The organism is Streptomyces chartreusis, assembly GCF_008704715.1.
In the GTDB taxonomy this organism is placed as follows: Bacteria; Actinomycetota; Actinomycetes; order Streptomycetales; family Streptomycetaceae; genus Streptomyces; species Streptomyces chartreusis.
Genome location: NZ_CP023689.1, coordinates 4,106,901 through 4,132,576, shown reverse-complemented (window position 1 = coordinate 4,132,576; position 25,676 = coordinate 4,106,901). Strand labels below are relative to the sequence as shown.

General features: G+C 67.3%; 20 protein-coding genes and 1 tRNA gene. 19 read left to right on the top strand and 2 right to left on the bottom strand.

All coding sequences use genetic code 11. The annotated features are described in order from the left end of the window. Window positions 1-20: 20 nt before the first annotated feature. Both CP983_RS17550 and CP983_RS17545 read right to left on the bottom strand, forming a co-directional pair. Complete coding sequence (locus CP983_RS17550; protein ID WP_107904134.1) at window positions 21-1,058, bottom strand: adenosine deaminase; 1,038 nt, start codon at window positions 1,056-1,058, stop codon at window positions 21-23. Between the two features lie 123 nt (window positions 1,059-1,181). Further along, window positions 1,182-2,408 (bottom strand): pyridoxal phosphate-dependent aminotransferase, encoded by a 1,227-nt coding sequence (locus tag CP983_RS17545; protein ID WP_125526210.1) that lies wholly within the window; start codon window positions 2,406-2,408, stop codon window positions 1,182-1,184. A 284-nt stretch (window positions 2,409-2,692) separates the two neighbouring features. Between CP983_RS17545 and CP983_RS17540 the strand changes: the two genes are divergently transcribed. From CP983_RS17540 to pqqA, 19 genes are all read left to right on the top strand, one after another. Further along, window positions 2,693-2,765 (top strand) — tRNA-Trp (locus CP983_RS17540). A gap of 108 nt (window positions 2,766-2,873) precedes the next feature. Beyond that, a complete protein-coding gene (gene secE / locus CP983_RS17535; RefSeq protein WP_030955320.1) occupies window positions 2,874-3,158 on the top strand; it encodes a preprotein translocase subunit SecE in 285 nt (94 codons plus the stop codon). Window positions 3,159-3,239: 81 nt separating this feature from the next. Next, window positions 3,240-4,058, top strand: coding sequence for a transcription termination/antitermination protein NusG (nusG, locus tag CP983_RS17530; protein ID WP_107904131.1), 819 nt, complete (start codon window positions 3,240-3,242; stop codon window positions 4,056-4,058). Between the two features lie 287 nt (window positions 4,059-4,345). Further along, window positions 4,346-4,873, top strand: a complete 528-nt coding sequence (locus CP983_RS17525) for a hypothetical protein (protein WP_150500360.1) — start codon at window positions 4,346-4,348, stop codon at window positions 4,871-4,873. Between the two features lie 258 nt (window positions 4,874-5,131). Then, on the top strand, window positions 5,132-5,566 hold the full coding sequence (gene rplK / locus CP983_RS17520) for a 50S ribosomal protein L11 (RefSeq protein WP_016645192.1): 435 nt from the start codon (window positions 5,132-5,134) through the stop codon (window positions 5,564-5,566). A gap of 79 nt (window positions 5,567-5,645) precedes the next feature. Next, window positions 5,646-6,371: a 50S ribosomal protein L1 gene (gene rplA, locus CP983_RS17515; RefSeq protein WP_107904126.1), complete on the top strand. Its 726-nt coding sequence runs from the start codon at window positions 5,646-5,648 to the stop codon at window positions 6,369-6,371. 130 nt (window positions 6,372-6,501) lie between these two features. Then, complete coding sequence (locus CP983_RS17510) at window positions 6,502-7,317, top strand: SCO4651 family lipoprotein (protein ID WP_150500358.1); 816 nt, start codon at window positions 6,502-6,504, stop codon at window positions 7,315-7,317. A gap of 109 nt (window positions 7,318-7,426) precedes the next feature. Next, a complete protein-coding gene (locus CP983_RS17505) occupies window positions 7,427-8,257 on the top strand; it encodes an SCO4651 family lipoprotein (RefSeq protein WP_229914936.1) in 831 nt (276 codons plus the stop codon). 293 nt (window positions 8,258-8,550) lie between these two features. After that, on the top strand, window positions 8,551-9,081 hold the full coding sequence (gene rplJ, locus CP983_RS17500; protein WP_030944759.1) for a 50S ribosomal protein L10: 531 nt from the start codon (window positions 8,551-8,553) through the stop codon (window positions 9,079-9,081). Between the two features lie 121 nt (window positions 9,082-9,202). After that, window positions 9,203-9,586: a 50S ribosomal protein L7/L12 gene (gene rplL / locus CP983_RS17495; protein WP_093746978.1), complete on the top strand. Its 384-nt coding sequence runs from the start codon at window positions 9,203-9,205 to the stop codon at window positions 9,584-9,586. A 577-nt stretch (window positions 9,587-10,163) separates the two neighbouring features. Then, window positions 10,164-13,649, top strand: a complete 3,486-nt coding sequence (gene rpoB, locus CP983_RS17485) for a DNA-directed RNA polymerase subunit beta (protein WP_107904121.1) — start codon at window positions 10,164-10,166, stop codon at window positions 13,647-13,649. Window positions 13,650-13,746: 97 nt separating this feature from the next. Beyond that, a complete protein-coding gene (locus CP983_RS17480) occupies window positions 13,747-17,646 on the top strand; it encodes a DNA-directed RNA polymerase subunit beta' (RefSeq protein WP_107904119.1) in 3,900 nt (1,299 codons plus the stop codon). Window positions 17,647-17,808: 162 nt separating this feature from the next. After that, the gene (locus tag CP983_RS17475; RefSeq protein ID WP_150500356.1) at window positions 17,809-18,366 is read left to right on the top strand and encodes a DUF1707 and DUF4190 domain-containing protein; all 558 of its coding nucleotides are present in this window, start codon (window positions 17,809-17,811) and stop codon (window positions 18,364-18,366) included. Between the two features lie 419 nt (window positions 18,367-18,785). Then, window positions 18,786-19,157 carry a 30S ribosomal protein S12 gene (gene rpsL, locus CP983_RS17470; RefSeq protein ID WP_003948652.1) on the top strand — a complete coding sequence of 124 codons (372 nt, stop codon included), beginning with the start codon at window positions 18,786-18,788 and terminating at the stop codon, window positions 19,155-19,157. A 2-nt stretch (window positions 19,158-19,159) separates the two neighbouring features. Continuing rightward, window positions 19,160-19,630 (top strand): 30S ribosomal protein S7, encoded by a 471-nt coding sequence (rpsG, locus tag CP983_RS17465; RefSeq protein WP_003992340.1) that lies wholly within the window; start codon window positions 19,160-19,162, stop codon window positions 19,628-19,630. Between the two features lie 39 nt (window positions 19,631-19,669). Then, window positions 19,670-21,796, top strand: coding sequence for an elongation factor G (gene fusA, locus CP983_RS17460; RefSeq protein ID WP_107904115.1), 2,127 nt, complete (start codon window positions 19,670-19,672; stop codon window positions 21,794-21,796). Between the two features lie 154 nt (window positions 21,797-21,950). Then, window positions 21,951-23,144 (top strand): elongation factor Tu, encoded by a 1,194-nt coding sequence (tuf, locus tag CP983_RS17455; protein ID WP_030046358.1) that lies wholly within the window; start codon window positions 21,951-21,953, stop codon window positions 23,142-23,144. Window positions 23,145-23,344: 200 nt separating this feature from the next. Next, window positions 23,345-25,483, top strand: a complete 2,139-nt coding sequence (locus CP983_RS44730; RefSeq protein WP_229914935.1) for a PQQ-dependent sugar dehydrogenase — start codon at window positions 23,345-23,347, stop codon at window positions 25,481-25,483. A gap of 51 nt (window positions 25,484-25,534) precedes the next feature. After that, window positions 25,535-25,675 (top strand): pyrroloquinoline quinone precursor peptide PqqA, encoded by a 141-nt coding sequence (gene pqqA, locus CP983_RS17445; RefSeq protein WP_125526206.1) that lies wholly within the window; start codon window positions 25,535-25,537, stop codon window positions 25,673-25,675. The last annotated feature ends 1 nt before the right edge of the window (window position 25,676 follow it).

Here is a 25,676-nt window from a genome sequence, read left to right as displayed (position 1 = left end):
GCGGGCCCCGCGAGCCCGTACTACACGGGCTGGGCGAGCCAGTCGTCCACGCCCGCCAGCAGCTTGCCCTTCATCTCCTCGGGCGCGGCCGACGCACGCACCGACTGCCGGGCCAGTTCCGCCAACTCCTCGTCCGTGAAGGCGTGATGGCGGCGCACGAGGTCGTACTGGGCGGCGAGCCGCGAGCCGAACAGCAAGGGGTCGTCCGCGCCGAGGGCCATCGGCACCCCCGCGTCGTACAGGGTCCGCAGCGGGACGTCCTCGGGCTTCTCGTAGACGCCGAGAGCGACGTTCGAGGCGGGGCACACCTCGCACGTCACCCCCCGGTCCGCGAGGCGCTTCAGCAGCCGCGGGTCCTCCGCCGCCCGCACGCCGTGCCCGATCCGGTGCGCGTCCAGGTCGTCGAGGCAGTCACGGACCGAGGACGGGCCGGTCAGCTCGCCGCCGTGCGGGGCCGACAGCAGGCCGCCCTCGCGGGCGATGTGGAAGGCGCGGTCGAAGTCCCGCGCCATGCCACGGCGTTCGTCGTTCGACAGCCCGAAGCCGACGATGCCGCGGTCGGCGTACCGCACCGCGAGCCGCGCCAGCGTGCGGGCGTCCAGCGGGTGCTTCATACGGTTCGCGGCGACCAGGACGCGCATCCCGAGGCCCGTGTCCCGCGACGCCGTCTCCACCGCGTCCAGGATGATCTCGAGCGCCGGGATCAGACCGCCCAGCCGGGGCGCGTACGACGTCGGGTCGACCTGGATCTCCAGCCAGCCCGAGCCGTCCTTGATGTCCTCCTCCGCGGCCTCCCTGACCAGGCGCTGGATGTCCTCCGGCTGCCGCAGGCACGAGCGCGCCGCGTCGTACAGGCGCTGGAAGCGGAACCAGCCGCGCTCGTCCGTCGCCCGCAGTTTCGGGGGCTCCCCACTGGTCAGCGCGTCGGTCAGGGCCTCGGGCAGGCGCACACCGTACTTGTCGGCCAGTTCCAGCACGGTCGTCGGCCGCATCGAGCCGGTGAAGTGCAGGTGCAGATGGGCTTTCGGCAGTTCAGAGACATCACGTACACGCTCCATTCCAGGATCCTGCCGCACGCCCGCGCCCTCCCGGTAGCGGTTTCCCCTTTAGTGGTCTTGCTCGCACAAACAAATGGGGCCACCTCCGAAACCGGAGGTGGCCCCAAGGGCGGAAGGCGGACGTCAGTCCGTGGCCTCCGCGAGCAGCTTCTGGATGCGGCTCACGCCCTCGACGAGGTCCTCGTCACCGAGCGCGTACGACAGCCGCAGATAGCCCGGCGTGCCGAACGCCTCACCCGGGACGACCGCGACCTCGGCCTCCTCCAGGATCAGCTCGGCCAGCTCGACGCTGCTCTGCGGGCGCTTGCCGCGGATCTCCTTGCCGAGCACGGCCTTCACCGACGGGTACGCGTAGAAGGCGCCCTCGGGCTCCGGGCAGACCACGCCGTCGATCTCGTTGAGCATCCGCACGATCGTCTTGCGGCGGCGGTCGAAGGCCTCACGCATCTTCGCGACCGCGTCCAGGTCGCCGGAGACGGCGGCGAGAGCGGCCACCTGCGCCACGTTCGAGACGTTCGACGTCGCGTGGGACTGGAGGTTGGTCGCGGCCTTCACCACGTCCTTCGGGCCGATGACCCAGCCGACCCGCCAGCCCGTCATGGCGTACGTCTTGGCGACACCGTTGACCACGATGCACTTGTCGCGCAGCTCGGGGAACAGCCCCGGCAGGGAGACCGCGGCGGCCTCGCCGTAGACGAGGTGCTCGTAGATCTCGTCCGTCAGCACCCACAGGCCGTTGTCGACGGCCCAGCGGCCGATCGCCTCGGTCTCGGCCTCGGTGTAGACGGCGCCGGTCGGGTTGGACGGCGACACGAAGAGGACGACCTTCGTCCGCTCGGTGCGGGCCGCCTCTAGCTGCTCCACGGAGACGCGGTAGCCGGTGGTCTCGTCGGCCACGACCTCGACCGGGACACCGCCCGCGAGGCGGATCGACTCCGGGTACGTCGTCCAGTACGGCGCCGGGACGATGACCTCGTCGCCCGGGTCGAGGATGGCGGCGAAGGCCTCGTAGATGGCCTGCTTGCCGCCGTTGGTGACGAGGATCTGCGAGACGTCGGGCTCGTAGCCGGAGTCGCGCAGGGTCTTCGCGGCGATCGCGGCCTTCAGCTCGGGCAGACCGCCGGCCGGCGTGTAGCGGTGGAACTTCGGGTTCTTGCACGCCTCGATGGCGGCCTCGACGATGTAGTCCGGCGTCGGGAAGTCGGGCTCACCGGCGCCGAAGCCGATCACCGGACGCCCGGCGGCCTTGAGGGCCTTGGCCTTGGCGTCCACGGCGAGAGTGGCGGACTCGGAGATCGCGCCGACTCGGGCGGAGACCCGGCGCTCGGTCGAAGGGGTTGCAGCGCTCATGGGCCCCATCGTTTCAGACAGGAAACGCGCGCGGCACGCGGGTTTCACGGACTGAACATCGACTGAACATCCGTCCGGATCCGGCCCTCGGCCTGGGCGATCTTGCGGCGGGTCACCGTCCGGCCCCTGGCGATCTTTCGCCTATCAAGCCCCCATCGGGCACTTTCTGTTCGACGGCGCGCCCCGGACCACGTACACTCTCACCTCGTTGGCCTTCAGCAGCCCGCAGTCGCACAGTGCACAGCGAGCACTCGACCGGATGCGGTACGTTGGGGGACACACAAAGGGTCGTAGCTCAATTGGTAGAGCACTGGTCTCCAAAACCAGCGGTTGGGGGTTCAAGTCCCTCCGGCCCTGCTACACACACCTTCGCCAGGATGTGTGCGCATGTACGTACAGCATTGCAACGCCGTGCGGCTCAGACCGGGCGCGGCACGGCCACGACCCGGGATCAGGTGAGGACGGATGGCGGACGCCGTGGGCTCCATCGATACGCCTGACGCCCAGGATGAGGCGCAGGAGAAGAAGAAGGCCCGCAAGGGCGGCAAGCGCGCGAAGAAGGGCCCGCTGAAGCGGCTTGCCCTCTTCTACCGCCAGATCGTCGCGGAGCTTCGCAAGGTCGTCTGGCCGACGCGTAATCAGCTGACGTCGTACACCACCGTGGTGATCTTCTTCGTCGTCGTCATGATCGCCCTGGTGACCGTGATTGACTATGGGCTCGACCACGCTGCCAAGTACGTTTTTGGCTGAGCCGAGAGCGAAGGGCGCCGTTGGTTACCGGCGCCCCTTTCGCATGTTCCACCCCTATGTATCCAGGAAGAAGCAGCCACCGTGTCTGACCAGAACCTGAACGACGCCGTCGAGCCGGACGAGTCCGTGGAAGACGAGCTCGACATCGTCGAGGGCGCGGACGAGGACCTGGACGAGGTCGAGGTTGCCGACGCCGAGGCGGGCGAGCCGGCCGAGGAGGCCGCGCTGCACGTCGAGGACGACGAAGACGCGGAAGAGGCCGTCGAGGAGGAGACCGAGCCGGTCGACCCCATCGCCGCCCTGCGCGAGGAACTTCGCACGCTGCCCGGCGAGTGGTACGTCATCCACACCTACGCCGGTTACGAGAACCGTGTGAAGACCAACCTGGAGCAGCGCGCCGTCTCGCTGAACGTCGAGGACTACATCTTCCAGGCCGAGGTGCCGCAGGAAGAGGTCGTCCAGATCAAGAACGGCGACCGCAAGACGATCAAGCAGAACAAGCTGCCGGGTTACGTCCTGGTCCGTATGGACCTCACCAACGAGTCCTGGGGTGTCGTCCGCAACACCCCCGGCGTCACCGGCTTCGTGGGCAACGCCTACGACCCGTACCCGCTGACGCTGGACGAGATCGTGAAGATGCTCGCCCCGGAGGCCGAGGAGAAGGCCGCCCGCGAGGCCGCCGAGGCCGAGGGCAAGCCCGCTCCGCAGCGCAAGGTCGAGGTCCAGGTCCTGGACTTCGAGGTCGGCGACTCGGTCACCGTCACCGACGGCCCGTTCGCCACGCTGCAGGCCACGATCAACGAGATCAACGCCGACTCCAAGAAGGTCAAGGGCCTGGTGGAGATCTTCGGCCGCGAGACGCCGGTCGAGCTCTCCTTCGACCAGATCCAGAAGAACTAGCGGTACAGCAGCTCTCGACGAAGGGCCTCCCGTCGGCGGATTCCGCCGGTGGGAGGCCCTTTCGTCGTATGCGGCGGGGCGGGTGACGGCCGCGTTCTGGGTGGCTTCTCAATAAATGTGTGTTGCACCACAACCATCGGGCGCCCCGGCCGGTCTGACTTGATGACCGAAACGCGTGGACAGCGTTCTTCATGGTGATCCCCAACTCTTTGTGGCGGTTTGTGCTGCGCTGATCGCTGCCCGCGCCGACTCAGAAGTGACGACCCAGAAGTAGGGGGAACTTCCTCATGCGCACTCGCACCCTCCTGGTCGTGGCGGCCGCGTCCGCCTGCGTCCTGCTGCCGACGACCTCCGCGGTCGCCGGCACCGGACCCGCCCCGTCTCCCAACAAGCAGAACCAGACCGCCCGTTCGGCCGCCCCGTCCGAGGCGGGCAACCCGCTGACCGCCAAGGCGCAGGCGGCCGGCGTCTGTTCCGACGCCTACCAGATCGGCGCCACCGCCTACATCAACCGCGGTGGCGCGCACGCCGCCTCGGTCAAGCAGTTCTACTCGCCCAGGTGCAAGGCGAACTACGGCTACGTCTGGGTCTGGCAGAGCTTCCGCGACAAGATCAAGGACTACGACGTCAGCACCGGCGTCTACAGCTACGCCCGTGACGAGGTCGTCGGCCAGGACTGGTGGAACGCCACCAACAGCCAGGAGTTCTGGTCCTTCCCCGCCGACACGATCAGCGAGTGCACCGCCGCCATCGGGACGCTGCGCGCCCCCGGCGACCCGGTGGCGGGCCAGGCCACCACGGCCAAGCGCTGCTGACCCCGCTCAAGCCCCATGCAGGCCCCGGCCGACGCGCGACGGCCGGGGCCCTTTCCTGTCCGGGGCACGGGCCGCTGGGGCCGACCGCTGTCAGGGGGCGGGCGACCAGCGGCCTGAGCTGCCGGTTTTGGCCCTGACGCGTTACCCGTTATCGTTGTGCGGTATGCCTCCATCCGGATGATCCGGACGTTCACCGTTCTAGGTGGCTCACGGTACGGATGGCGGCGGATCACCTCTCACTAAGGACCCGGAGAGAGCATGCCTCCCAAGAAGAAGAAGGTCACGGGGCTTATCAAGCTCCAGATCCAGGCCGGTGCGGCCAACCCGGCTCCGCCGGTCGGCCCCGCGCTGGGCCAGCACGGCGTCAACATCATGGAGTTCTGCAAGGCCTACAACGCCGCGACCGAGTCGCAGCGCGGTTGGGTCATCCCGGTGGAGATCACGGTCTACGAGGACCGTTCCTTCACCTTCATCACCAAGACCCCGCCGGCCGCGAAGATGATCCTCAAGGCCGCTGGTGTCGAGAAGGGCTCCGGCGAGCCGCACAAGACCAAGGTCGCCAAGATCACCGAGGCGCAGGTCCGCGAGATCGCCACCACGAAGATGCCCGACCTCAACGCCAATGACCTGGACGCCGCGTCCAAGATCATCGCCGGCACCGCCCGTTCCATGGGCATCACGGTCGAGGGCTGACCTCAACCTCCCCAGCAGAAGTGAGTGGCGGGGCCTGCTCGGCCCGGACCACAACTCCTAAGACCACACAGGAGCAGTAGTGAGCAAGCGCAGCAAGTCTCTCCGCGCTGCGGACGCCAAGGTCGACCGGGACAAGCTCTACGCCCCGCTCGAGGCCGTCCGTCTCGCCAAGGAGACGTCCACGAGCAAGTTCGACGGCACCGTCGAGGTCGCCTTCCGCCTGGGTGTCGACCCGCGCAAGGCCGACCAGATGGTCCGTGGCACCGTGAACCTTCCGCACGGCACCGGTAAGACCGCCCGGGTCCTGGTCTTCGCGACCGGTGACCGTGCTGCGGCCGCGGAGGCCGCGGGCGCCGACATCGTCGGCTCCGACGAACTGATCGACGAGGTTTCGAAGGGCCGCCTGGACTTCGACGCCGTCGTCGCCACCCCGGACCTCATGGGCAAGGTCGGCCGCCTCGGCCGTGTCCTCGGCCCGCGTGGTCTGATGCCGAACCCGAAGACCGGAACCGTGACCCCGGACGTGGCCAAGGCCGTGACCGAGATCAAGGGCGGCAAGATCGAGTTCCGCGTCGACAAGCACTCGAACCTGCACTTCATCATCGGCAAGGCGTCCTTCGACGACACCAAGCTGGTGGAGAACTACGGCGCCGCGCTGGAGGAGATCCTCCGTCTGAAGCCGTCCGCCGCCAAGGGTCGCTACATCAAGAAGGCCGCCATCACCACCACGATGGGCCCCGGCATTCCGCTCGACCCGAACCGCACCCGCAACCTCCTCGTCGAGGAGGACCCGGCCGCGGTCTGAGCCAACGGCTCACCAGGCTCGACGACGGGCCCCGCACCCTTCCAGGGTGCGGGGCCCGTCCCCTTTGCCGCCCCCGTTTGTCAGTGCCCTGGGTTAACGTGCATTCACGGGATTCGCTCAGGGGGGACGGATGACGAGCACGAGGGCGCGCCGGTCGGCGTTCTGGGTCGCGCTGCTGACCGCGCTGACGGCCCCGGCCGCCTGCACCTCCTCCGACCGCTCCGGGGAACGGGACAGCCCGAAGCCATCCCGCGCGGTCACGGCCGCCCTGCGCACCGTCGAGCGCTCCACCGACAGAGCCGAATCGGCGCGCGTCCGCTCCACCACCACGGTGGGCTCGGCCCTGTCGATGAAGGCGCACGGCACCCTCGCCTGGCACGACGGCCTCACCGGCGCCCTGACGATCACGTACACCGGCGGCACCACGGCCGAGACGATGCGCCGCCTCGGCACCACCTCGATGCAGGCCCGCTATCTCCCCGACGCCTACTACGCCCGCATGGGCGAGGCGTTCGCCGAGAAGACCGACGGCAAGCACTGGATCAAGTACGCCTACGAGGACCTGGAGCGCCTCGCCGGCAGCTCCGGCGCCGATCTCGCCGACCAGATGCGCGGCACCGTCCCGCACACCTCGGTGAAGCTGCTGCTGTCCTCCACGGACGTGCGCAAGGTGGGGGACGAGACCGTGAGCGGTGAGCGCACCACGCGCTACTCCGGCACGGTCCGGGTCGCGGGCGCCACCTCGCAGACCGTCGACATATGGGTCGACGACCGGGACCTGCTGGTCAAGAAGGTCGAGAAGGGCCGCACGGCCACCGGGCAGCTGACCCAGACCGCGTACTACAGCGACTACGGCGTGAAGGCCACGGTCGAGAAGCCTCCGGCCGGCGACACCGCGGACCTGGAAGAGCTGCTGGAGGAAGGGGCCCTCGACGGCACCTCGTGAGCCGGGCACGGCCAGGTATTCGCAGGACCCGTTCGGGGTTCCCGGGGTTACGCTCCCGATCTTGCTGTGCGCCCGTCGGCGCCGGCCGAGCGTTCCTTGGGGGAAAACGATGAGGCTTTCCGTACGTGCCGCCGTGCCCGCCGCCGCGCTGCTCCTCGCCGGCTGCGCGGGCGGAGCCGGCGCCGACCAGGACGCCTCGGGTGCCTCGGCCGCCGACGCCGTGGCCAGGGCCGTGGCGAAGACCGAGGGCGTCACGTCGCTGCACTACAAGGTGACCGGCAGCTTCCCGGAGCGGGGACGCATAGCCGACGAGGGAACCGTCCGCACGAAGCCGGTGACGGCCAGCCTGAGGACGGCCAACCTGAGCGGCGCCGAGCGGGGCGAGACCGAGCTGCGCCTGGTCGACGGGGTGCTGTACGGCAGCGCGACCGGCGACATGGTCGAGGAGATGGGCGGCCGGCACTGGATCAGCTACGGCCCGGCCGCCCACTTCACCACCCACGGCGGCCTGCGCATGGACGTCGGCGCCCTGCGCGACTCGGTCGCCCGCAACCCGGCCCGGGAGGCGGCCTTCCTGGCCGGCGCGCCGGATGCGAGGCGGGTCGGCGACGAGAAGGTCGAGGGGACCGGGACCACGCACTACACGGGCACGGCCGCCGTCGACGAGCTGCGTGCCTCGCTCGACGAGGTCGAGGACAAGGCCGCCCGCGAGGGCCGCAGGCGCAGCCTCGACCAGTACGAGAAGGCCGGCGTCGACGAGCTCACCCTGGACGTATGGATCGACGGCGACGACCGCGTCAGGCGGCTGCGCACCCAGGGATTCGGACGGCACGGTGAGCTCGATCTCACCGTCACCTTCCTCGACTACGGCAAGCCGGTGACGGTCCGCGCACCCCGCCCCGACGACACCGCGGACCTGCGGAAACCGCTGGAGAAGTAGGGGGAGCCGACGGTCGCGGGGACCGATTTGCCTGACGGTGACCGTGTCCCGTACTCTCCTACAGAAGCCAAAGACCGCTGGTCGTTGCCGTGTGCTTGCAAGAGGGCGCGGTGGCCGAAGGATCCGCTGAACCGCGGACGACCCGCGCAGGTGACTGTGGAAGTGCTCCCGGAGTTCGCTGCTCGCGCTGCGAATACCCGGTCGAGCTACGCCCCGTGCGCCTGTGCCGGGGCGTTTCGTTTTCCCCAGCCCCTTCTGAGCGGTCGTCATCACCCGGAAGGAGGCCGACGCTCATGGCAAGGCCCGACAAGGCTGCCGCGGTAGCCGAGCTGACGGAGCAGTTCCGCAGCTCGAACGCCGCCGTGCTGACCGAGTACCGGGGTCTCACCGTGGCGCAGCTCAAGACGCTGCGTCGTTCGCTCGGTGAGAACGCCCAGTACGCCGTGGTGAAGAACACGCTGACCAAGATTGCGGCCAACGAGGCCGGGATCTCGACGCTCGACGACCTGTTCAACGGTCCGACGGCGGTCGCCTTCGTCACCGGTGACCCGGTGGAGTCGGCGAAGGGTCTTCGTGACTTCGCCAAGGACAACCCGAACCTCGTCATCAAGGGCGGTGTCCTTGACGGCAAGGCACTGTCCGCCGACGAGATCAAGAAGCTTGCGGACCTCGAGTCCCGCGAGGTTCTGCTCGCCAAGCTGGCGGGCGCCTTCAAGGCCAAGCAGACGCAGGCTGCCCAGGTCTTCCAGGCGCTCCCGTCGAAGTTCGTCCGCACCGCGGAGGCGCTTCGTGCCAAGCAGGCCGAGCAGGGCGGTGCCGAGTAATTCGGCTCGCATCATGATCGCCGCCTGAGGCAGTCCGCCTGAGGCAGTGGTCGTAGCGGGCCGAGCGTACGCCCGCCAGACATGTACATCCGGCACCAGCCGAATTAGTGGAAGGAAAGCCATCGTGGCTCTCACCCAGGACGAACTGCTCGCCGAGTTCGAGGGCATGACCCTCATCCAGCTCTCCGAGTTCGTGAAGGCGTTCGAGGAGAAGTTCGACGTCACCGCCGCCGCCGCGGTCGCCGTCGCCGGTCCGGCCGTGCCGGGCGCCCCCGCCGAGGCCGCTGAGGAGCAGGACGAGTTCGACGTCATCCTCACGGGTGCCGGCGACAAGAAGATCCAGGTCATCAAGGTCGTGCGTGAGCTGACCTCCCTGGGTCTGAAGGAGGCCAAGGACCTCGTGGACGGCGCCCCGAAGCCCGTTCTCGAGAAGGTCGCCAAGGAGGCCGCGGAGAAGGCCGCCGAGTCCCTCAAGGGCGCCGGCGCCTCCGTCGAGGTCAAGTAACACCTTTCGGCCGAGTACGGCCGTAGCGCTGCAGAATCCGGCCTCCTGAGGCTGTAACGCAGTCGCACCGAAGAGCGATCATCCATTCGGGTGGTCGCTCTTCGGCGTTCCTGAGGGCGCGGCCACGGTTGCCTTGCGCCCGCTTCGACGGCGGGTATGGTGATCTTCGTCGTGTCTCCGGGCCCCCAGGGTTCGGGCATGGGGGCCTTGACGAACCGCACGCAGCGCGCAATTCTCAGGACGCGTCGCCACAAGGATCCGAATCCGAGGCATGGATCGGCGACGAAGAGGGCAGTATCAACGTGCATTGAGGGCAAGCAGGCCGAGGGCGTTGAGAGCAACGAGGGTCGCGAAAAACCCGCACTGGACATCAGTGTGCCAAGTGGCTACACTGACCCTTTGCGCTGCCTGTTAGCTGTCCCCTGCCCGTCACCAGGGGCATGCCCTCGCTTGAGCACCGATGACCGGACCTCCCTGACCTGGCCTTCTTTGGCTGGAGATGGAAACACCTGTCTCTGTGCGCCGGTGAGGGGCCGGTACGCGCGTAGTGAGTCCGAGCCCTCGGAAGGACCCCCTCTTGGCCGCCTCGCGCAACGCCTCGACCGCGAATACGAACAACGGCGCCAGCACCGCCCCGCTGCGCATCTCCTTTGCAAAGATCAAGGAGCCCCTCGAGGTTCCCAACCTGCTCGCGCTGCAGACCGAGAGCTTTGACTGGCTGCTCGGGAACACCGCCTGGCAGAGTCGGGTCGAGGCGGCTCTGGAGTCCGGTCAGGACGTCCCCACCAAGTCCGGTCTCGAGGAGATCTTCGAGGAGATCTCCCCGATCGAGGACTTCTCCGGGTCGATGTCGCTGACGTTCCGCGACCACCGTTTCGAGCCGCCGAAGAACAGCATCGACGAGTGCAAGGACCGCGACTTCACGTACGCGGCCCCGCTCTTCGTGACGGCAGAGTTCACCAACAACGAGACCGGCGAGATCAAGTCTCAGACCGTCTTCATGGGCGACTTCCCGCTCATGACGCACAAGGGCACGTTCGTCATCAACGGCACCGAGCGTGTCGTGGTGTCGCAGCTGGTCCGTTCGCCCGGTGTCTACTTCGACTCCTCCATCGACAAGACGTCCGACAAGGACATCTTCTCCGCCAAGGTCATCCCGTCCCGGGGCGCCTGGCTGGAGCTGGAGATCGACAAGCGCGACATGGTCGGTGTGCGCATCGACCGCAAGCGCAAGCAGTCCGTGACCGTTCTGCTCAAGGCTCTCGGTTGGACGACCGAGCAGATCCTGGAGGAGTTCGGCGAGTACGAGTCCATGCGCGCCACCCTGGAGAAGGACCACACCCAGGGCCAGGACGACGCGCTGCTCGACATCTACCGCAAGCTGCGTCCGGGCGAGCCCCCGACGCGCGAGGCGGCGCAGACGCTCCTCGAGAACCTGTACTTCAACCCCAAGCGCTACGACCTCGCGAAGGTCGGCCGCTACAAGGTCAACAAGAAGCTGGGTGCGGAGGCTCCGCTCGACGCAGGCGTCCTGACCGTCGAGGACGTCATCTCGACGATCAAGTACCTGGTCAAGCTGCACGCCGGTGAGACCGAGACGGCCGCCGACAACGGCCAGACGATCGTCGTCGAGACCGACGACATCGACCACTTCGGCAACCGTCGTCTGCGCAGCGTCGGCGAGCTCATCCAGAACCAGGTCCGCACGGGTCTGGCTCGTATGGAGCGCGTCGTCCGTGAGCGCATGACGACTCAGGACGTCGAGGCGATCACGCCGCAGACCCTGATCAACATCCGGCCGGTCGTCGCCTCCATCAAGGAGTTCTTCGGCACCAGCCAGCTGTCGCAGTTCATGGACCAGAACAACCCGCTGTCGGGTCTCACCCACAAGCGCCGTCTGTCGGCTCTTGGCCCGGGTGGTCTCTCCCGTGAGCGGGCCGGCTTCGAGGTCCGTGACGTGCACCCGTCTCACTACGGCCGTATGTGCCCGATCGAGACGCCCGAAGGCCCCAACATCGGTCTGATCGGTTCGCTCGCCTCCTACGGCCGCGTCAACGCGTTCGGCTTCGTGGAGACGCCGTACCGCAAGGTCGTCGAGGGTCAGGTCACCGACGAGGTCGACTACCTGACGGCCGACGAGGAAGACCGCTTCGTCATCGCGCAGGCCAACGCCACGCTCAACGACGACATGCGCTTCACCGAGAACCGCGTGCTGGTCCGCCGCCGTGGCGGCGAGGTCGACTACGTCGCCGGTGACGACGTGGACTACATGGACGTCTCGCCGCGCCAGATGGTGTCGGTCGCGACCGCCATGATCCCGTTCCTGGAGCACGACGACGCCAACCGTGCCCTCATGGGCGCGAACATGATGCGTCAGGCCGTGCCCCTCATCAAGTCCGAGTCCCCGCTCGTCGGCACCGGCATGGAGTACCGCTCCGCCGTCGACGCCGGCGACGTGGTCAAGGCCGAGAAGGCGGGTGTGGTCCAGGAGGTCTCCGCGGACTACATCACCACCGCCAACGACGACGGCACGTACATCACGTACCGCCTGGCCAAGTTCGCCCGCTCCAACCAGGGCACCTCGGTCAACCAGAAGGTCATCGTCAACGAGGGCGACCGGATCATCGAGGGCCAGGTCCTGGCCGACGGTCCGGCCACCGAGAACGGCGAGATGGCGCTGGGCAAGAACCTGCTCGTGGCGTTCATGCCGTGGGAGGGTCACAACTACGAGGACGCGATCATCCTGTCGCAGCGCCTCGTGCAGGACGACGTCCTCTCCTCGATCCACATCGAGGAGCACGAGGTCGACGCCCGTGACACCAAGCTCGGCCCCGAGGAGATCACCCGGGACATCCCGAACGTCTCCGAGGAGGTCCTCGCCGACCTCGACGAGCGCGGCATCATCCGGATCGGTGCCGAGGTCGTCGCCGGAGACATCCTTGTCGGCAAGGTCACGCCCAAGGGCGAGACCGAGCTGACGCCGGAGGAGCGCCTGCTGCGCGCGATCTTCGGTGAGAAGGCCCGTGAGGTCCGTGACACCTCGCTGAAGGTGCCGCACGGCGAGATCGGCAAGGTCATCGGTGTCCGCGTCTTCGACCGCGAGGAGGGCGACGAGCTTCCCCCCGGTGTGAACCAGCTGGTGCGCGTGTACGTGGCGCAGAAGCGCAAGATCACCGACGGTGACAAGCTCGCCGGCCGTCACGGCAACAAGGGTGTCATCTCCAAGATCCTGCCGATCGAGGACATGCCGTTCCTGGAGGACGGCACCCCGGTCGACATCATCCTCAACCCGCTGGGTGTGCCGTCCCGAATGAACCCGGGACAGGTCCTGGAGATCCACCTCGGCTGGCTCGCCAGCCGCGGCTGGGACGTCTCCGGCCTCGGCGAGGAGTGGGCGCAGCGCCTCCAGGCGATCGGCGCCGACAGCGTCCAGCCCGGCACCAACGTCGCCACCCCGGTCTTCGACGGTGCGCGTGAGGACGAGCTCGCCGGTCTGCTGGAGCACACGATCCCGAACCGGGACGGCGAGCGCATGGTGCTCCCGACCGGTAAGGCGCCGCTGTTCGACGGCCGCTCGGGTGAGCCGTTCCCGGAGCCGATCTCGGTCGGCTACATGTACATCCTGAAGCTGCACCACTTGGTCGACGACAAGCTGCACGCCCGCTCGACCGGTCCGTACAGCATGATCACCCAGCAGCCGCTGGGTGGTAAGGCCCAGTTCGGTGGCCAGCGCTTCGGTGAGATGGAGGTGTGGGCGCTCGAGGCTTACGGCGCCGCGTACGCCCTCCAGGAGCTGCTGACCATCAAGTCCGACGACGTGACCGGCCGCGTGAAGGTCTACGAGGCCATCGTCAAGGGCGAGAACATCCCCGAGCCCGGCATCCCCGAGTCCTTCAAGGTGCTCATCAAGGAGATGCAGTCGCTCTGCCTGAACGTGGAGGTGCTGTCCAGCGACGGTATGTCCATCGAGATGCGTGACACCGACGAGGACGTCTTCCGCGCTGCGGAGGAGCTCGGCATCGACCTGTCCCGGCGCGAGCCGAGCAGCGTCGAAGAGGTCTGACGGGAGTCCGGCGGGGCTCTGAACCACAGAGCCCCGCCGACCCCCAGGCCCCCGTTTCAGACCCAAGACTTACAACCCTGAGAGGGATTGACGCATAGTGCTCGACGTCAACTTCTTCGATGAGCTCCGGATCGGTCTGGCCACCGCTGACGACATCCGTCAGTGGAGCCACGGCGAGGTCAAGAAGCCCGAGACCATCAACTACCGCACCCTCAAGCCCGAAAAGGACGGACTCTTCTGCGAGAAGATCTTCGGTCCGACCCGGGACTGGGAGTGCTACTGCGGCAAGTACAAGCGTGTCCGGTTCAAGGGCATCATCTGTGAGCGCTGTGGCGTCGAGGTGACTCGCGCCAAGGTGCGTCGTGAGCGGATGGGCCACATCGAGCTGGCCGCGCCCGTGACGCACATCTGGTACTTCAAGGGTGTCCCGAGCCGGCTGGGCTACCTGCTCGACCTGGCTCCCAAGGACCTCGAGAAGGTCATCTACTTCGCGGCGTACATGATCACGTACGTCGACGAGGAGCGCCGTACCCGCGACCTGCCCTCCCTGGAGGCGCACGTCTCCGTGGAGCGTCAGCAGGTCGAGAACCGTCGCGACGCCGACCTCGAGGCCCGCGCCAAGAAGCTCGAGACCGACCTGGCCGAGCTGGAGGCCGAGGGCGCCAAGGCCGACGTGCGCCGCAAGGTGCGCGAGGGTGCCGAGCGTGAGATGAAGCAGCTGCGCGACCGTTCGCAGCGCGAGATCGACCGCCTCGACGAGGTGTGGACCCGGTTCAAGAACCTCAAGGTCCAGGACCTCGAGGGGGACGAGCTCCTCTACCGCGAGCTGCGCGACCGCTTCGGCACGTACTTCGACGGCTCGATGGGTGCCGCGGCGCTGCAGAAGCGCCTGGAGTCCTTCGACCTCGACGAGGAGGCCGAGAAGCTCCGCGAGATCATCCGTACCGGCAAGGGCCAGAAGAAGACCCGTGCGCTCAAGCGCCTCAAGGTCGTCTCCGCGTTCCTGCAGACCAGCAACAGCCCCAAGGGCATGGTGCTCGACTGCGTGCCGGTCATCCCGCCGGACCTTCGCCCGATGGTGCAGCTGGACGGTGGCCGCTTCGCGACCTCCGACCTGAACGACCTGTACCGCCGTGTGATCAACCGCAACAACCGTCTGAAGAGGCTTCTCGACCTCGGCGCGCCCGAGATCATCGTCAACAACGAGAAGCGCATGCTTCAGGAGGCTGTTGACGCCCTCTTCGACAACGGTCGTCGTGGTCGCCCGGTGACGGGCCCCGGCAACCGTCCGCTGAAGTCCCTCAGCGACATGCTGAAGGGTAAGCAGGGTCGATTCCGTCAGAACCTGCTCGGCAAGCGTGTGGACTACTCCGCGCGTTCCGTGATCGTCGTCGGTCCGCAGCTGAAGCTGCACCAGTGCGGTCTGCCCAAGGCGATGGCGCTGGAGCTCTTCAAGCCGTTCGTGATGAAGCGCCTGGTCGACCTGAACCACGCGCAGAACATCAAGAGCGCCAAGCGCATGGTGGAGCGCGGCCGCACGGTCGTGTACGACGTCCTCGAAGAGGTCATCGCCGAGCACCCGGTTCTGCTGAACCGTGCTCCCACCCTGCACCGCCTCGGCATCCAGGCCTTCGAGCCGCAGCTGGTCGAGGGCAAGGCCATCCAGATCCACCCGCTCGTCTGCACCGCGTTCAACGCGGACTTCGACGGTGACCAGATGGCCGTGCACCTGCCGCTGTCCGCGGAGGCGCAGGCCGAGGCCCGCATCCTGATGCTGTCCTCGAACAACATCCTCAAGCCCGCCGACGGTCGTCCGGTGACGATGCCGACCCAGGACATGGTCCTCGGTCTGTTCTTCCTCACCACCGACTCCGAGATGCGGAACGTCAAGGGCGAGGACCGCTCCTTCGCGTCCGTGGCCGAGGCGATCATGGCCTTCGACGCGGGCGAGCTCTCGCTCCAGTCGAAGATCGACATCCGCTTCCCGGTCGGCACCATCCCGCCCCGCGGCTGGATGCCGCCGGCGCAGGAGGAGGGCGAGCCGGAGTGGCAGCAGGGTGACTCGTTCCGTCTGCGGACGACCCTGGGCCGCGCGCTCTTCAACGAGCTGCTGCCCGAGGACTACCCGTTCGTCGACTACGAGGTCGGCAAGAAGCAGCTCTCCGAGATCGTCAACGACCTCGCCGAGCGCTACCCCAAGGTGATCGTGGCGGCGACGCTCGACAACCTGAAGGCGTCCGGCTTCTACTGGGCGACCCGTTCCGGTGTCACCGTGGCCATCTCCGACGTCGTCGTTCCCGAGGCGAAGAAGGAGATCGTCCGCGGCTACGAGGCGCAGGACGAGAAGGTCCAGAAGCAGTACGAGCGCGGTCTGATCACCAAGGACGAGCGCACGCAGGAGCTCATCGCGATCTGGACCAAGGCGACCAACGAGGTCGCCGAGGCGATGAACGACAACTTCCCGAAGACCAACCCGATCTTCATGATGGTGAACTCGGGTGCACGAGGCAACATGATGCAGATGCGTCAGATCGCCGGTATGCGTGGTCTCGTGTCGAACGCCAAGAACGAGACGATCCCGCGTCCGATCAAGGCGTCGTTCCGTGAGGGCCTGTCCGTGCTGGAGTACTTCATCTCCACGCACGGTGCCCGTAAGGGTCTGGCGGACACCGCCCTGCGTACCGCCGACTCGGGTTACCTGACCCGTCGTCTGGTGGACGTCTCGCAGGACGTCATCATCCGCGAGGAGGACTGCGGCACCGAGCGCGGTCTGAAGCTGCGGATCGCCTCGCGCGGCGCCGACGGCGTGCTGCGCAAGGCCGAGGACGTCGAGACCAGCGTCTACGCCCGCATGCTCGCCGAGGACGTCGTCATCGACGGCAAGGTGATCGCGCCGGCCAACGTGGACCTGGGCGACGTGCTCATCGACCAGCTGGTGCACCACGGTGTCGAGGAGGTCAAGACCCGTTCGATCCTGACCTGCGAGTCCCAGGTCGGCACCTGCGCGATGTGCTACGGCCGTTCGCTGGCCACCGGCAAGCTGGTCGACATCGGTGAGGCGGTCGGCATCATCGCCGCCCAGTCCATCGGTGAGCCCGGTACCCAGCTGACGATGCGTACCTTCCACACCGGTGGTGTGGCCGGTGACGACATCACCCAGGGTCTGCCGCGTGTCGTCGAGCTCTTCGAGGCCCGTACCCCGAAGGGTGTCGCCCCGATCTCCGAGGCCACCGGCCGCGTGCGGATCGAGGAGACCGAGAAGACCAAGAAGCTGGTCGTCACCCCGGACGACGGCAGCGACGAGACGGCGTACCCGATCTCGAAGCGTGCCCGACTCCTGGTCAGCGAGGGCGAGCACGTCGAGGTGGGCCAGAAGCTCACCGTGGGTGCCACCAACCCGCACGACGTGCTGCGCATCCTGGGTCAGCGTGCCGTCCAGGTCCACCTGGTCGGCGAGGTCCAGAAGGTCTACAACTCGCAGGGTGTGTCGATCCACGACAAGCACATCGAGATCATCATCCGGCAGATGCTGCGCCGTGTGACGATCATCGAGTCCGGCGACGCCGAGCTGCTGCCCGGTGAGCTGGTCGAGCGCTCGAAGTTCGAGACCGAGAACCGTCGTGTGGTGCAGGAGGGCGGTCACCCGGCCTCCGGTCGTCCGCAGCTCATGGGTATCACCAAGGCCTCGCTGGCCACGGAGTCCTGGCTGTCGGCGGCGTCCTTCCAGGAGACGACGCGAGTCCTCACGGATGCGGCGATCAACGCCAAGTCCGACTCGCTCATCGGCCTCAAGGAGAACGTCATCATCGGTAAGCTCATCCCGGCCGGTACGGGTCTGTCCCGCTACCGCAACATCCGGGTCGAGCCGACCGAGGAGGCCAAGGCCGCGATGTACTCGGCCGTCGGCTACGACGACATCGACTACTCGCCGTTCGGCACCGGCTCCGGCCAGGCCGTTCCGCTGGAGGACTACGACTACGGTCCGTACAACCAGTAAGGCGTGCGTCTGACGCACTGAAGGGCGGTCACCTCCCGGGGTGGCCGCCCTTCGGCGTGTCCGGGGACGTGTCGGGGTTTTCTCGGGGTGGACCCCGATGCCCGGAGGGCCGGTTCGGCGCATCATGGAGAGACTCCGACCAGTACGGGGGAGGTGCTCTCCATGGCGCAACCGTCGTGGCAGCCCTGGCAGCCGTGGCAGGGCGGTGGTGTTCCGCAGCCGTGGACCGGGCCCGGCACCCCGGCGACACCGTCGATGCTCGCCTCGCACGCCGACCGCGAGCGGGCCGTGGACGTGCTCAGGGCCGGCTACGGCGAGGGACGCCTGGAGCAGCCCGAGTTCGAGAAGCGCGTCGCGCGCGCCTATACGGCCCGTACGGTGGGGGAGCTGGCGCTGCTCGTCGCCGATCTGCCCCAGGGCCCGATGCCGTTGCCGGCACCCGTGACGCCCGTGCCGGGGACCTTCCTGCCGGTCGTCCGGCCGCAGACCAACGGCAAGGCGGTCGGCTCCGCGGTCTGCGGTGTGCTGTGCCTGGTGAGCTTCGGGCTGACCGGCATCCCGGCCGTGGTGCTCGGACACGCGGCCCGTGCCGAGATACGGCGGACCGGGGAGGGCGGTGACGCGCTCGCCCTGACCGGGCTGGTGTTCGGCTGGGTGTCGAACGCGGCCTGGGCGGTCCTGCTGACGCTGATGCTCGTGGCCGCCGCGGTGTCCGCGTAGGCGCTCCGCTGGGAGGTGCCGCGATGTTCAGCCGTCGTTCGACTGCCGCGCCGTCGTGCCTGGTCGCGCAGTTCCCCGCGCCCCTTGAGGGGGCTGTAGAGCCGCCGGTGACTTCGCCAGGCGGTGGATTCGAAGATCAAAACCGTCGCGTGGTCTTGACATCCGTCGTATGGCGATGCGGGCGAGGTCCATTTGTTTTGACCGCAGCGAATGAGGTAGGTACGCTCAGACCTTGTGCCTGGGGTGTGCCCTGGCTCTCGTGCGTGCCTTCAACCGCATAACGAGCTGTGAGCGGCCACCGCAATCTGTGCTCTTTTCGCCTCACGGCGGAAGTCCGCCGGATTCGACACACCCGACCGCGTGGGTCGGCGACGTTCCAGGTTAGCTTCACCATTCGGCACACAGAAACCGGAGAAGTAGTGCCTACGATCCAGCAGCTGGTCCGTAAGGGCCGGCAGGACAAGGTCGAGAAGAACAAGACGCCCGCACTCGAGGGTTCCCCTCAGCGTCGTGGCGTCTGCACGCGTGTGTTCACGACCACCCCGAAGAAGCCGAACTCGGCCCTGCGTAAGGTCGCGCGTGTGCGTCTGACCAGCGGGATCGAGGTCACCGCTTACATTCCGGGTGAGGGACACAACTTGCAGGAGCACTCCATCGTGCTCGTGCGTGGTGGCCGTGTGAAGGACCTGCCGGGTGTTCGCTACAAGATCATCCGCGGCTCCCTCGACACCCAGGGTGTCAAGAACCGCAAGCAGGCCCGCAGCCGCTACGGCGCCAAGAAGGAGAAGTAAGAATGCCTCGTAAGGGCCCCGCCCCGAAGCGCCCGGTCATCATCGACCCGGTCTACGGTTCTCCTCTTGTCACGTCGCTCATCAACAAGGTGCTGCTGAACGGCAAGCGCTCCACCGCCGAGCGCATCGTCTACGGCGCCATGGAGGGTCTGCGTGAGAAGACGGGCAACGACCCGATCATCACGCTGAAGCGCGCGCTTGAGAACATCAAGCCGACCCTCGAGGTCAAGTCCCGCCGTGTCGGTGGTGCGACGTACCAGGTTCCGATCGAGGTCAAGCCCGGTCGTGCCAACACGCTCGCGCTGCGCTGGCTGGTCGGTTACTCCCGCGCCCGTCGCGAGAAGACCATGACCGAGCGTCTCCTCAACGAGCTTCTCGACGCCTCGAACGGCCTCGGTGCGGCCGTGAAGAAGCGCGAGGACACCCACAAGATGGCCGAGTCCAACAAGGCCTTCGCGCACTACCGCTGGTAGTCGCAGACCCCATCGAGACCGAGAGAAGACTGAAGCCTTATGGCTACCACTTCACTTGACCTGGCCAAGGTCCGCAACATCGGGATCATGGCCCACATCGACGCGGGCAAGACGACCACCACCGAGCGGATCCTCTTCTACACCGGCGTCAGCTACAAGATCGGTGAGGTCCACGACGGCGCCGCCACCATGGACTGGATGGAGCAGGAGCAGGAGCGTGGCATCACGATCACCTCTGCTGCCACCACCTGTCACTGGCCGCTCGAGGACAACGACTACACGATCAACATCATCGACACCCCGGGCCACGTCGACTTCACGGTCGAGGTGGAGCGCTCGCTGCGCGTCCTCGACGGTGCCGTCACGGTGTTCGACGGTGTCGCCGGTGTCGAGCCGCAGTCCGAGACGGTGTGGCGTCAGGCCGACCGTTACGGCGTGCCGCGCATCTGCTTCGTGAACAAGCTCGACCGCACCGGTGCCGAGTTCCACCGCTGCGTCGACATGATCTCGGACCGCCTTGGTGCGCAGCCGCTGGTCATGCAGCTTCCGATCGGTGCCGAGGCCGACTTCAAGGGCGTCGTGGACCTGGTCCGCATGAAGGCGCTCGTGTGGTCCGCCGAGGCCGCCAAGGGCGAGATGTACGACGTCGTCGACATCCCGGCCACGCACACCGAGGCTGCCGAGGAGTACCGCGGCAAGCTGATCGAGGGCGTCGCCGAGAACGACGAAGAGATCATGGAGCTGTACCTGGAGGGCCAGGAGCCCACCGAGGAGCAGCTGTACGCCGCGATCCGTCGCATCACCATCGCGTCCGGCAAGTCGAGCGACACCACGGTCACCCCGGTGTTCTGCGGCACCGCGTTCAAGAACAAGGGCGTCCAGCCCCTGCTCGACGCGGTCGTGCGCTACCTGCCGACCCCCCTGGACGTCGAGGCCATCGAGGGCCACGACGTCAAGGACCCCGAGGTCGTCGTCAAGCGCAAGCCGTCCGAGGAGGAGCCCCTGTCGGCTCTTGCCTTCAAGATCATGAGCGACCCGCACCTCGGCAAGCTCACCTTCGTCCGGATCTACTCCGGTCGCCTGGAGTCCGGCACCGCCGTGCTGAACTCCGTCAAGGGCAAGAAGGAGCGCATCGGCAAGATCTACCGCATGCACGCGAACAAGCGTGAGGAGATCGAGGCGGTGGGCGCCGGCGACATCGTCGCCGTCATGGGCCTGAAGCAGACCACCACCGGTGAGACGCTGAGCGACGACAAGCAGCCGGTGATCCTGGAGTCCATGGACTTCCCGGCGCCGGTCATCCAGGTCGCGATCGAGCCCAAGTCCAAGGGTGACCAGGAGAAGCTGGGTGTCGCCATCCAGCGTCTCGCGGAGGAGGACCCCTCCTTCCAGGTCCACTCGGACGAGGAGACGGGCCAGACCATCATCGGTGGTATGGGCGAGCTGCACCTCGAGGTGCTGGTCGACCGCATGCGCCGTGAGTTCAAGGTCGAGGCCAACGTCGGCAAGCCGCAGGTCGCCTACCGCGAGACGATCCGCAAGGCCGTCGAGCGCGTCGACTACACGCACAAGAAGCAGACTGGTGGTACCGGCCAGTTCGCCAAGGTGCAGATCGCGATCGAGCCGATCGAGGGCGGCGACGCCTCGTACGAGTTCGTGAACAAGGTCACCGGTGGTCGTATCCCGAAGGAGTACATCCCTTCGGTCGACGCCGGTGCGCAGGAGGCCATGCAGTTCGGCATCCTCGCGGGCTACGAGATGACCGGCGTGCGCGTCACGCTGCTCGACGGTGGCTACCACGAGGTCGACTCCTCCGAGCTCGCGTTCAAGATCGCCGGCTCGCAGGCCTTCAAGGAGGCCGCGCGCAAGGCCAGCCCCGTGCTGCTCGAGCCGATGATGGCCGTCGAGGTCACCACGCCCGAGGACTACATGGGTGAGGTCATCGGCGACATCAACTCCCGCCGTGGTCAGATCCAGGCCATGGAGGAGCGGGCGGGTGCTCGCGTCGTGAAGGGCCTCGTGCCCCTCTCGGAGATGTTCGGTTACGTCGGCGACCTGCGCAGCAAGACGTCCGGCCGGGCCAGCTACTCCATGCAGTTCGACTCCTACGCCGAGGTTCCGCGGAACGTCGCCGAGGAGATCATCGCGAAGGCCAAGGGCGAGTAACGCACCGCGTTCACACGCTTTAGGCTTGACTCCGGAGCCTGGAGGGGCATTCACCCGCATTCGTGGGGGAATGCCCTCGGGCCCGGGCTTTCCAGCAAAGATCACCTGGCGCCGATGAAGCAAGGCGTTCAGAACCACTCCACAGGAGGACCCCGTGGCGAAGGCGAAGTTCGAGCGGACTAAGCCCCACGTCAACATCGGCACCATCGGTCACATCGACCACGGTAAGACGACCCTTACGGCCGCCATTACCAAGGTGCTGCACGACGCGTACCCGGACCTGAACGAGGCCTCGGCCTTCGACCAGATCGACAAGGCTCCCGAGGAGCGCCAGCGCGGTATCACCATCTCCATCGCGCACGTCGAGTACCAGACCGAGACGCGTCACTACGCCCACGTCGACTGCCCCGGTCACGCGGACTACATCAAGAACATGATCACGGGTGCGGCGCAGATGGACGGCGCCATCCTCGTTGTCGCCGCCACCGACGGCCCGATGCCGCAGACCAAGGAGCACGTGCTCCTGGCCCGCCAGGTCGGCGTTCCGTACATCGTCGTCGCCCTGAACAAGGCCGACATGGTGGACGACGAGGAGATCCTGGAGCTCGTCGAGCTCGAGGTCCGTGAGCTGCTCTCCGAGTACGAGTTCCCGGGCGACGACCTGCCGGTCGTCAAGGTCTCGGCGCTCAAGGCCCTTGAGGGCGACAAGGAGTGGGGCAACACCGTCCTCGAGCTCATGAAGGCCGTGGACGAGAACATCCCGCAGCCCGAGCGTGACGTCGACAAGCCGTTCCTGATGCCGATCGAGGACGTCTTCACGATCACCGGTCGCGGTACGGTCGTCACCGGCCGTATCGAGCGTGGTGTCCTCAAGGTCAACGAGACCGTTGACATCGTGGGCATCAAGCAGGAGAAGACCACCACCACGGTCACCGGCATCGAGATGTTCCGCAAGCTGCTCGACGAGGGCCAGGCCGGTGAGAACGTCGGTCTGCTCCTCCGTGGCATCAAGCGCGAGGACGTCGAGCGCGGCCAGGTCATCATCAAGCCCGGTTCGGTCACGCCGCACACCGAGTTCGAGGCCCAGGCCTACATCCTGTCCAAGGACGAGGGTGGCCGCCACACGCCGTTCTTCAACAACTACCGTCCGCAGTTCTACTTCCGTACGACGGACGTGACCGGCGTCGTGACCCTCCCCGAGGGTACCGAGATGGTCATGCCGGGTGACAACACCGAGATGAAGGTGGAGCTCATCCAGCCCGTCGCCATGGAAGAGGGCCTGAAGTTCGCCATCCGTGAGGGTGGCCGGACGGTCGGCGCCGGCCAGGTCACCAAGATCAACAAGTAATTGTCGATCTGACCTGGTAGCTCCAAGCGCGAGCTCCTGAAGGGGCCCGTACGACTTCGGTCGTACGGGCCCTTTCGCTGTTTCTGAGGGGGTGTCACGAGGGCTGGGCCGGTGACGGTCTCACCCTCGCGGCTCACCCCGAGTGGCAGGCCGATCACGCCTCGCAAAGATTGCTGTGAGGAATCAAGAAAGGTGTCGGCATGGCACATTCAGGCCACTGGGTGCGTTATTCGTCCCGGTTCTGCATAACCTCGCTCGCCGCCGCGGCCGCCCTGCTGGTCGGCGCGGTGCCGTCGACGAACGCCGTCGCCGCGGACCTCGCTCCGCGGCCCGCCGTCGACGTGACCGGGTTCTCCACGGGCTGGTCGAATCCGTGGGCCATCTCCTTCCTGCCTGACGGGCGCTCGGCACTGGTGACGGAGAACGAGAGCGCCCGTGTCTACCGCTTGCGCGACAACGGCCGCCGGACCTTGATCGGCAAGGTGCCGAAGGTCGCCGTCCTCCAGCCCGGTGACGCCGCCAAGGGCGGGCTCCTGGGTGTCGCTCCGTCCCCGACGTGGGACGGCAGGAAGGACAAGCAGGTGTTCTTCATGCACACCACGGCGACCGGGAGCCGGGTGGTGCGGATGAACTACGACGGCAAGTCGCTCAGCGACTACCGGGTCGTCCTCGACGGCCTCAGGCGGGGGTCCAACCACCACGGCGGCAAGATCGCCTTCGGTCCCGACAAGTACCTCTACGTCGCGACGGGCGAGGCCACGCACGCCAGGCTCGCGCAGGACAAGTCCTCGCTCAACGGCAAGATCCTGCGGATCACGAAGTCCGGCAAGGCGGCCCCCGGCAACCCGTTCGGCAACCGCGTCTACAGCTACGGCCACCGCAATCCGCAGGGCCTGGCATGGGACCGCAAGGGCCGGCTGTGGTCGGTGGAGATCGGCCAGGAAGCCAAGGACGAGCTCAACCTGATCAAGCCGGGCGCCAACTACGGCTGGCCCAGCTGCGAGGGCGTCTGCGCCACCAAGGGCATGACCGACCCGAAGGTCACCTGGGACCACACCACGGCCCCCGCCCAGGTCGCCGTCGTGGGTGACGACCTCTACGTGTCGACGCTGCGGGGCTATCAGCTCTGGCGCGTCCCCATCACCGCGGCCCTCCAGGGCAAGGGCGACAGCGCCAGGACCAAGGTCTTCTCGGGCTACGCCCTGCGCGCCCTCGCGAAGGTCCCCGGCAGGAACGAACTGTGGCTGGGCACCGCGCGAGGGGCGAACGGCGACCGGATCCTGCGGGTGACCGTCGGCGAAGCCGTTGGGCAACGCGCCCAAGGGGCGCCGGGCATCCAGCGGAGCGCGGCCGTCGACGGCGGTGCGCCGGCCGGCGCCAAGACGCTGTCGAAGGGATGGCACACCCCCTGGGGCATCTCGTTCCTGCCGAACGGCCGGAGTGCCCTGGTGACCGAGCGCCTCTCCTACCAGGTCTACCGCCTGGACCGGAACGGCACCAAGAAGTGGGTCGGCGAGGTGCCGTACACCGTCCCGGAGCCGTACGACGAGGGCGCCGGCGGACTGCTGGGGGTCGCCCCGTCGCCGACGTGGGACGGCAAGAAGGACAAGCAGGTGTTCTTCGTGCACACCACCAAGAGCGAGACCCGAGTCGTCAGGATGGACTACGACGGCACCTCGCTGCGCAACTACAAGCCGATCCTGACCGGCATCCGGCGGGGCGGCGACCACAACGGCGGCAGGATCGCCTTCGGCCCCGACAAGTACCTGTACGTCACCACCGGCGAAGCCCTTCAGCCCAAGCTGGCGCAGGACAAGTCCTCGCTCAACGGCAAGATCCTGCGGATCACCAGGAGCGGCAAGGCGGCGCCCGGCAACCCGTTCGGCAACCGGGTCTACAGCTACGGCCACCGCAATCCGCAGGGCCTGGCATGGGACGCCAAGGGCCGGCTGTGGTCGGTGGAGATCGGCCAGCAGACCCATGACGAACTGAACCTGATCAAGCGGGGCGCCAACTACGGCTGGCCCAGCTGCGAGGGCGTCTGCTCCGTCAAGGGCATGACCGGCCCGAAGGCCACCTTCAGCCCCGAGAAGGGCGTCCCGGCCCAGCTCGCCGTCGTACGCAACGTCCTGTACGTGTCGTCGCTGCGCGGGCAGCGGCTGTGGCGCGTGCCGATCGACGGCGGCAGCGAACGCCTCGGCACGAAGACCGCCTTCTACCCCGGCGCCTACGGCCGGCTCCGCGCCATCGCCAAGGTGCCCGGCGCGAACGAACTGTGGGTCGGCACCAGCGACCTGGGGTACGGCAACGACAAGATCCTCCGTGTCCCGATCAGGTGAGCCCGGCCCCTTCCCTCCCCAAGTAACCCCGAAAGAAGGGACGTACGACCGATGCACGAGACCAAGGAACCGCTGAAGCCGGTCGAGCAGGCCCCCTCGGCGCAGCCGGACGACACCACCTGGCAGGCCCCCGCCTTCGAGGTCGTCGACACCGCGCTGGAGGTCACCGCCTACTCGCTCAGCACCCGCTAGC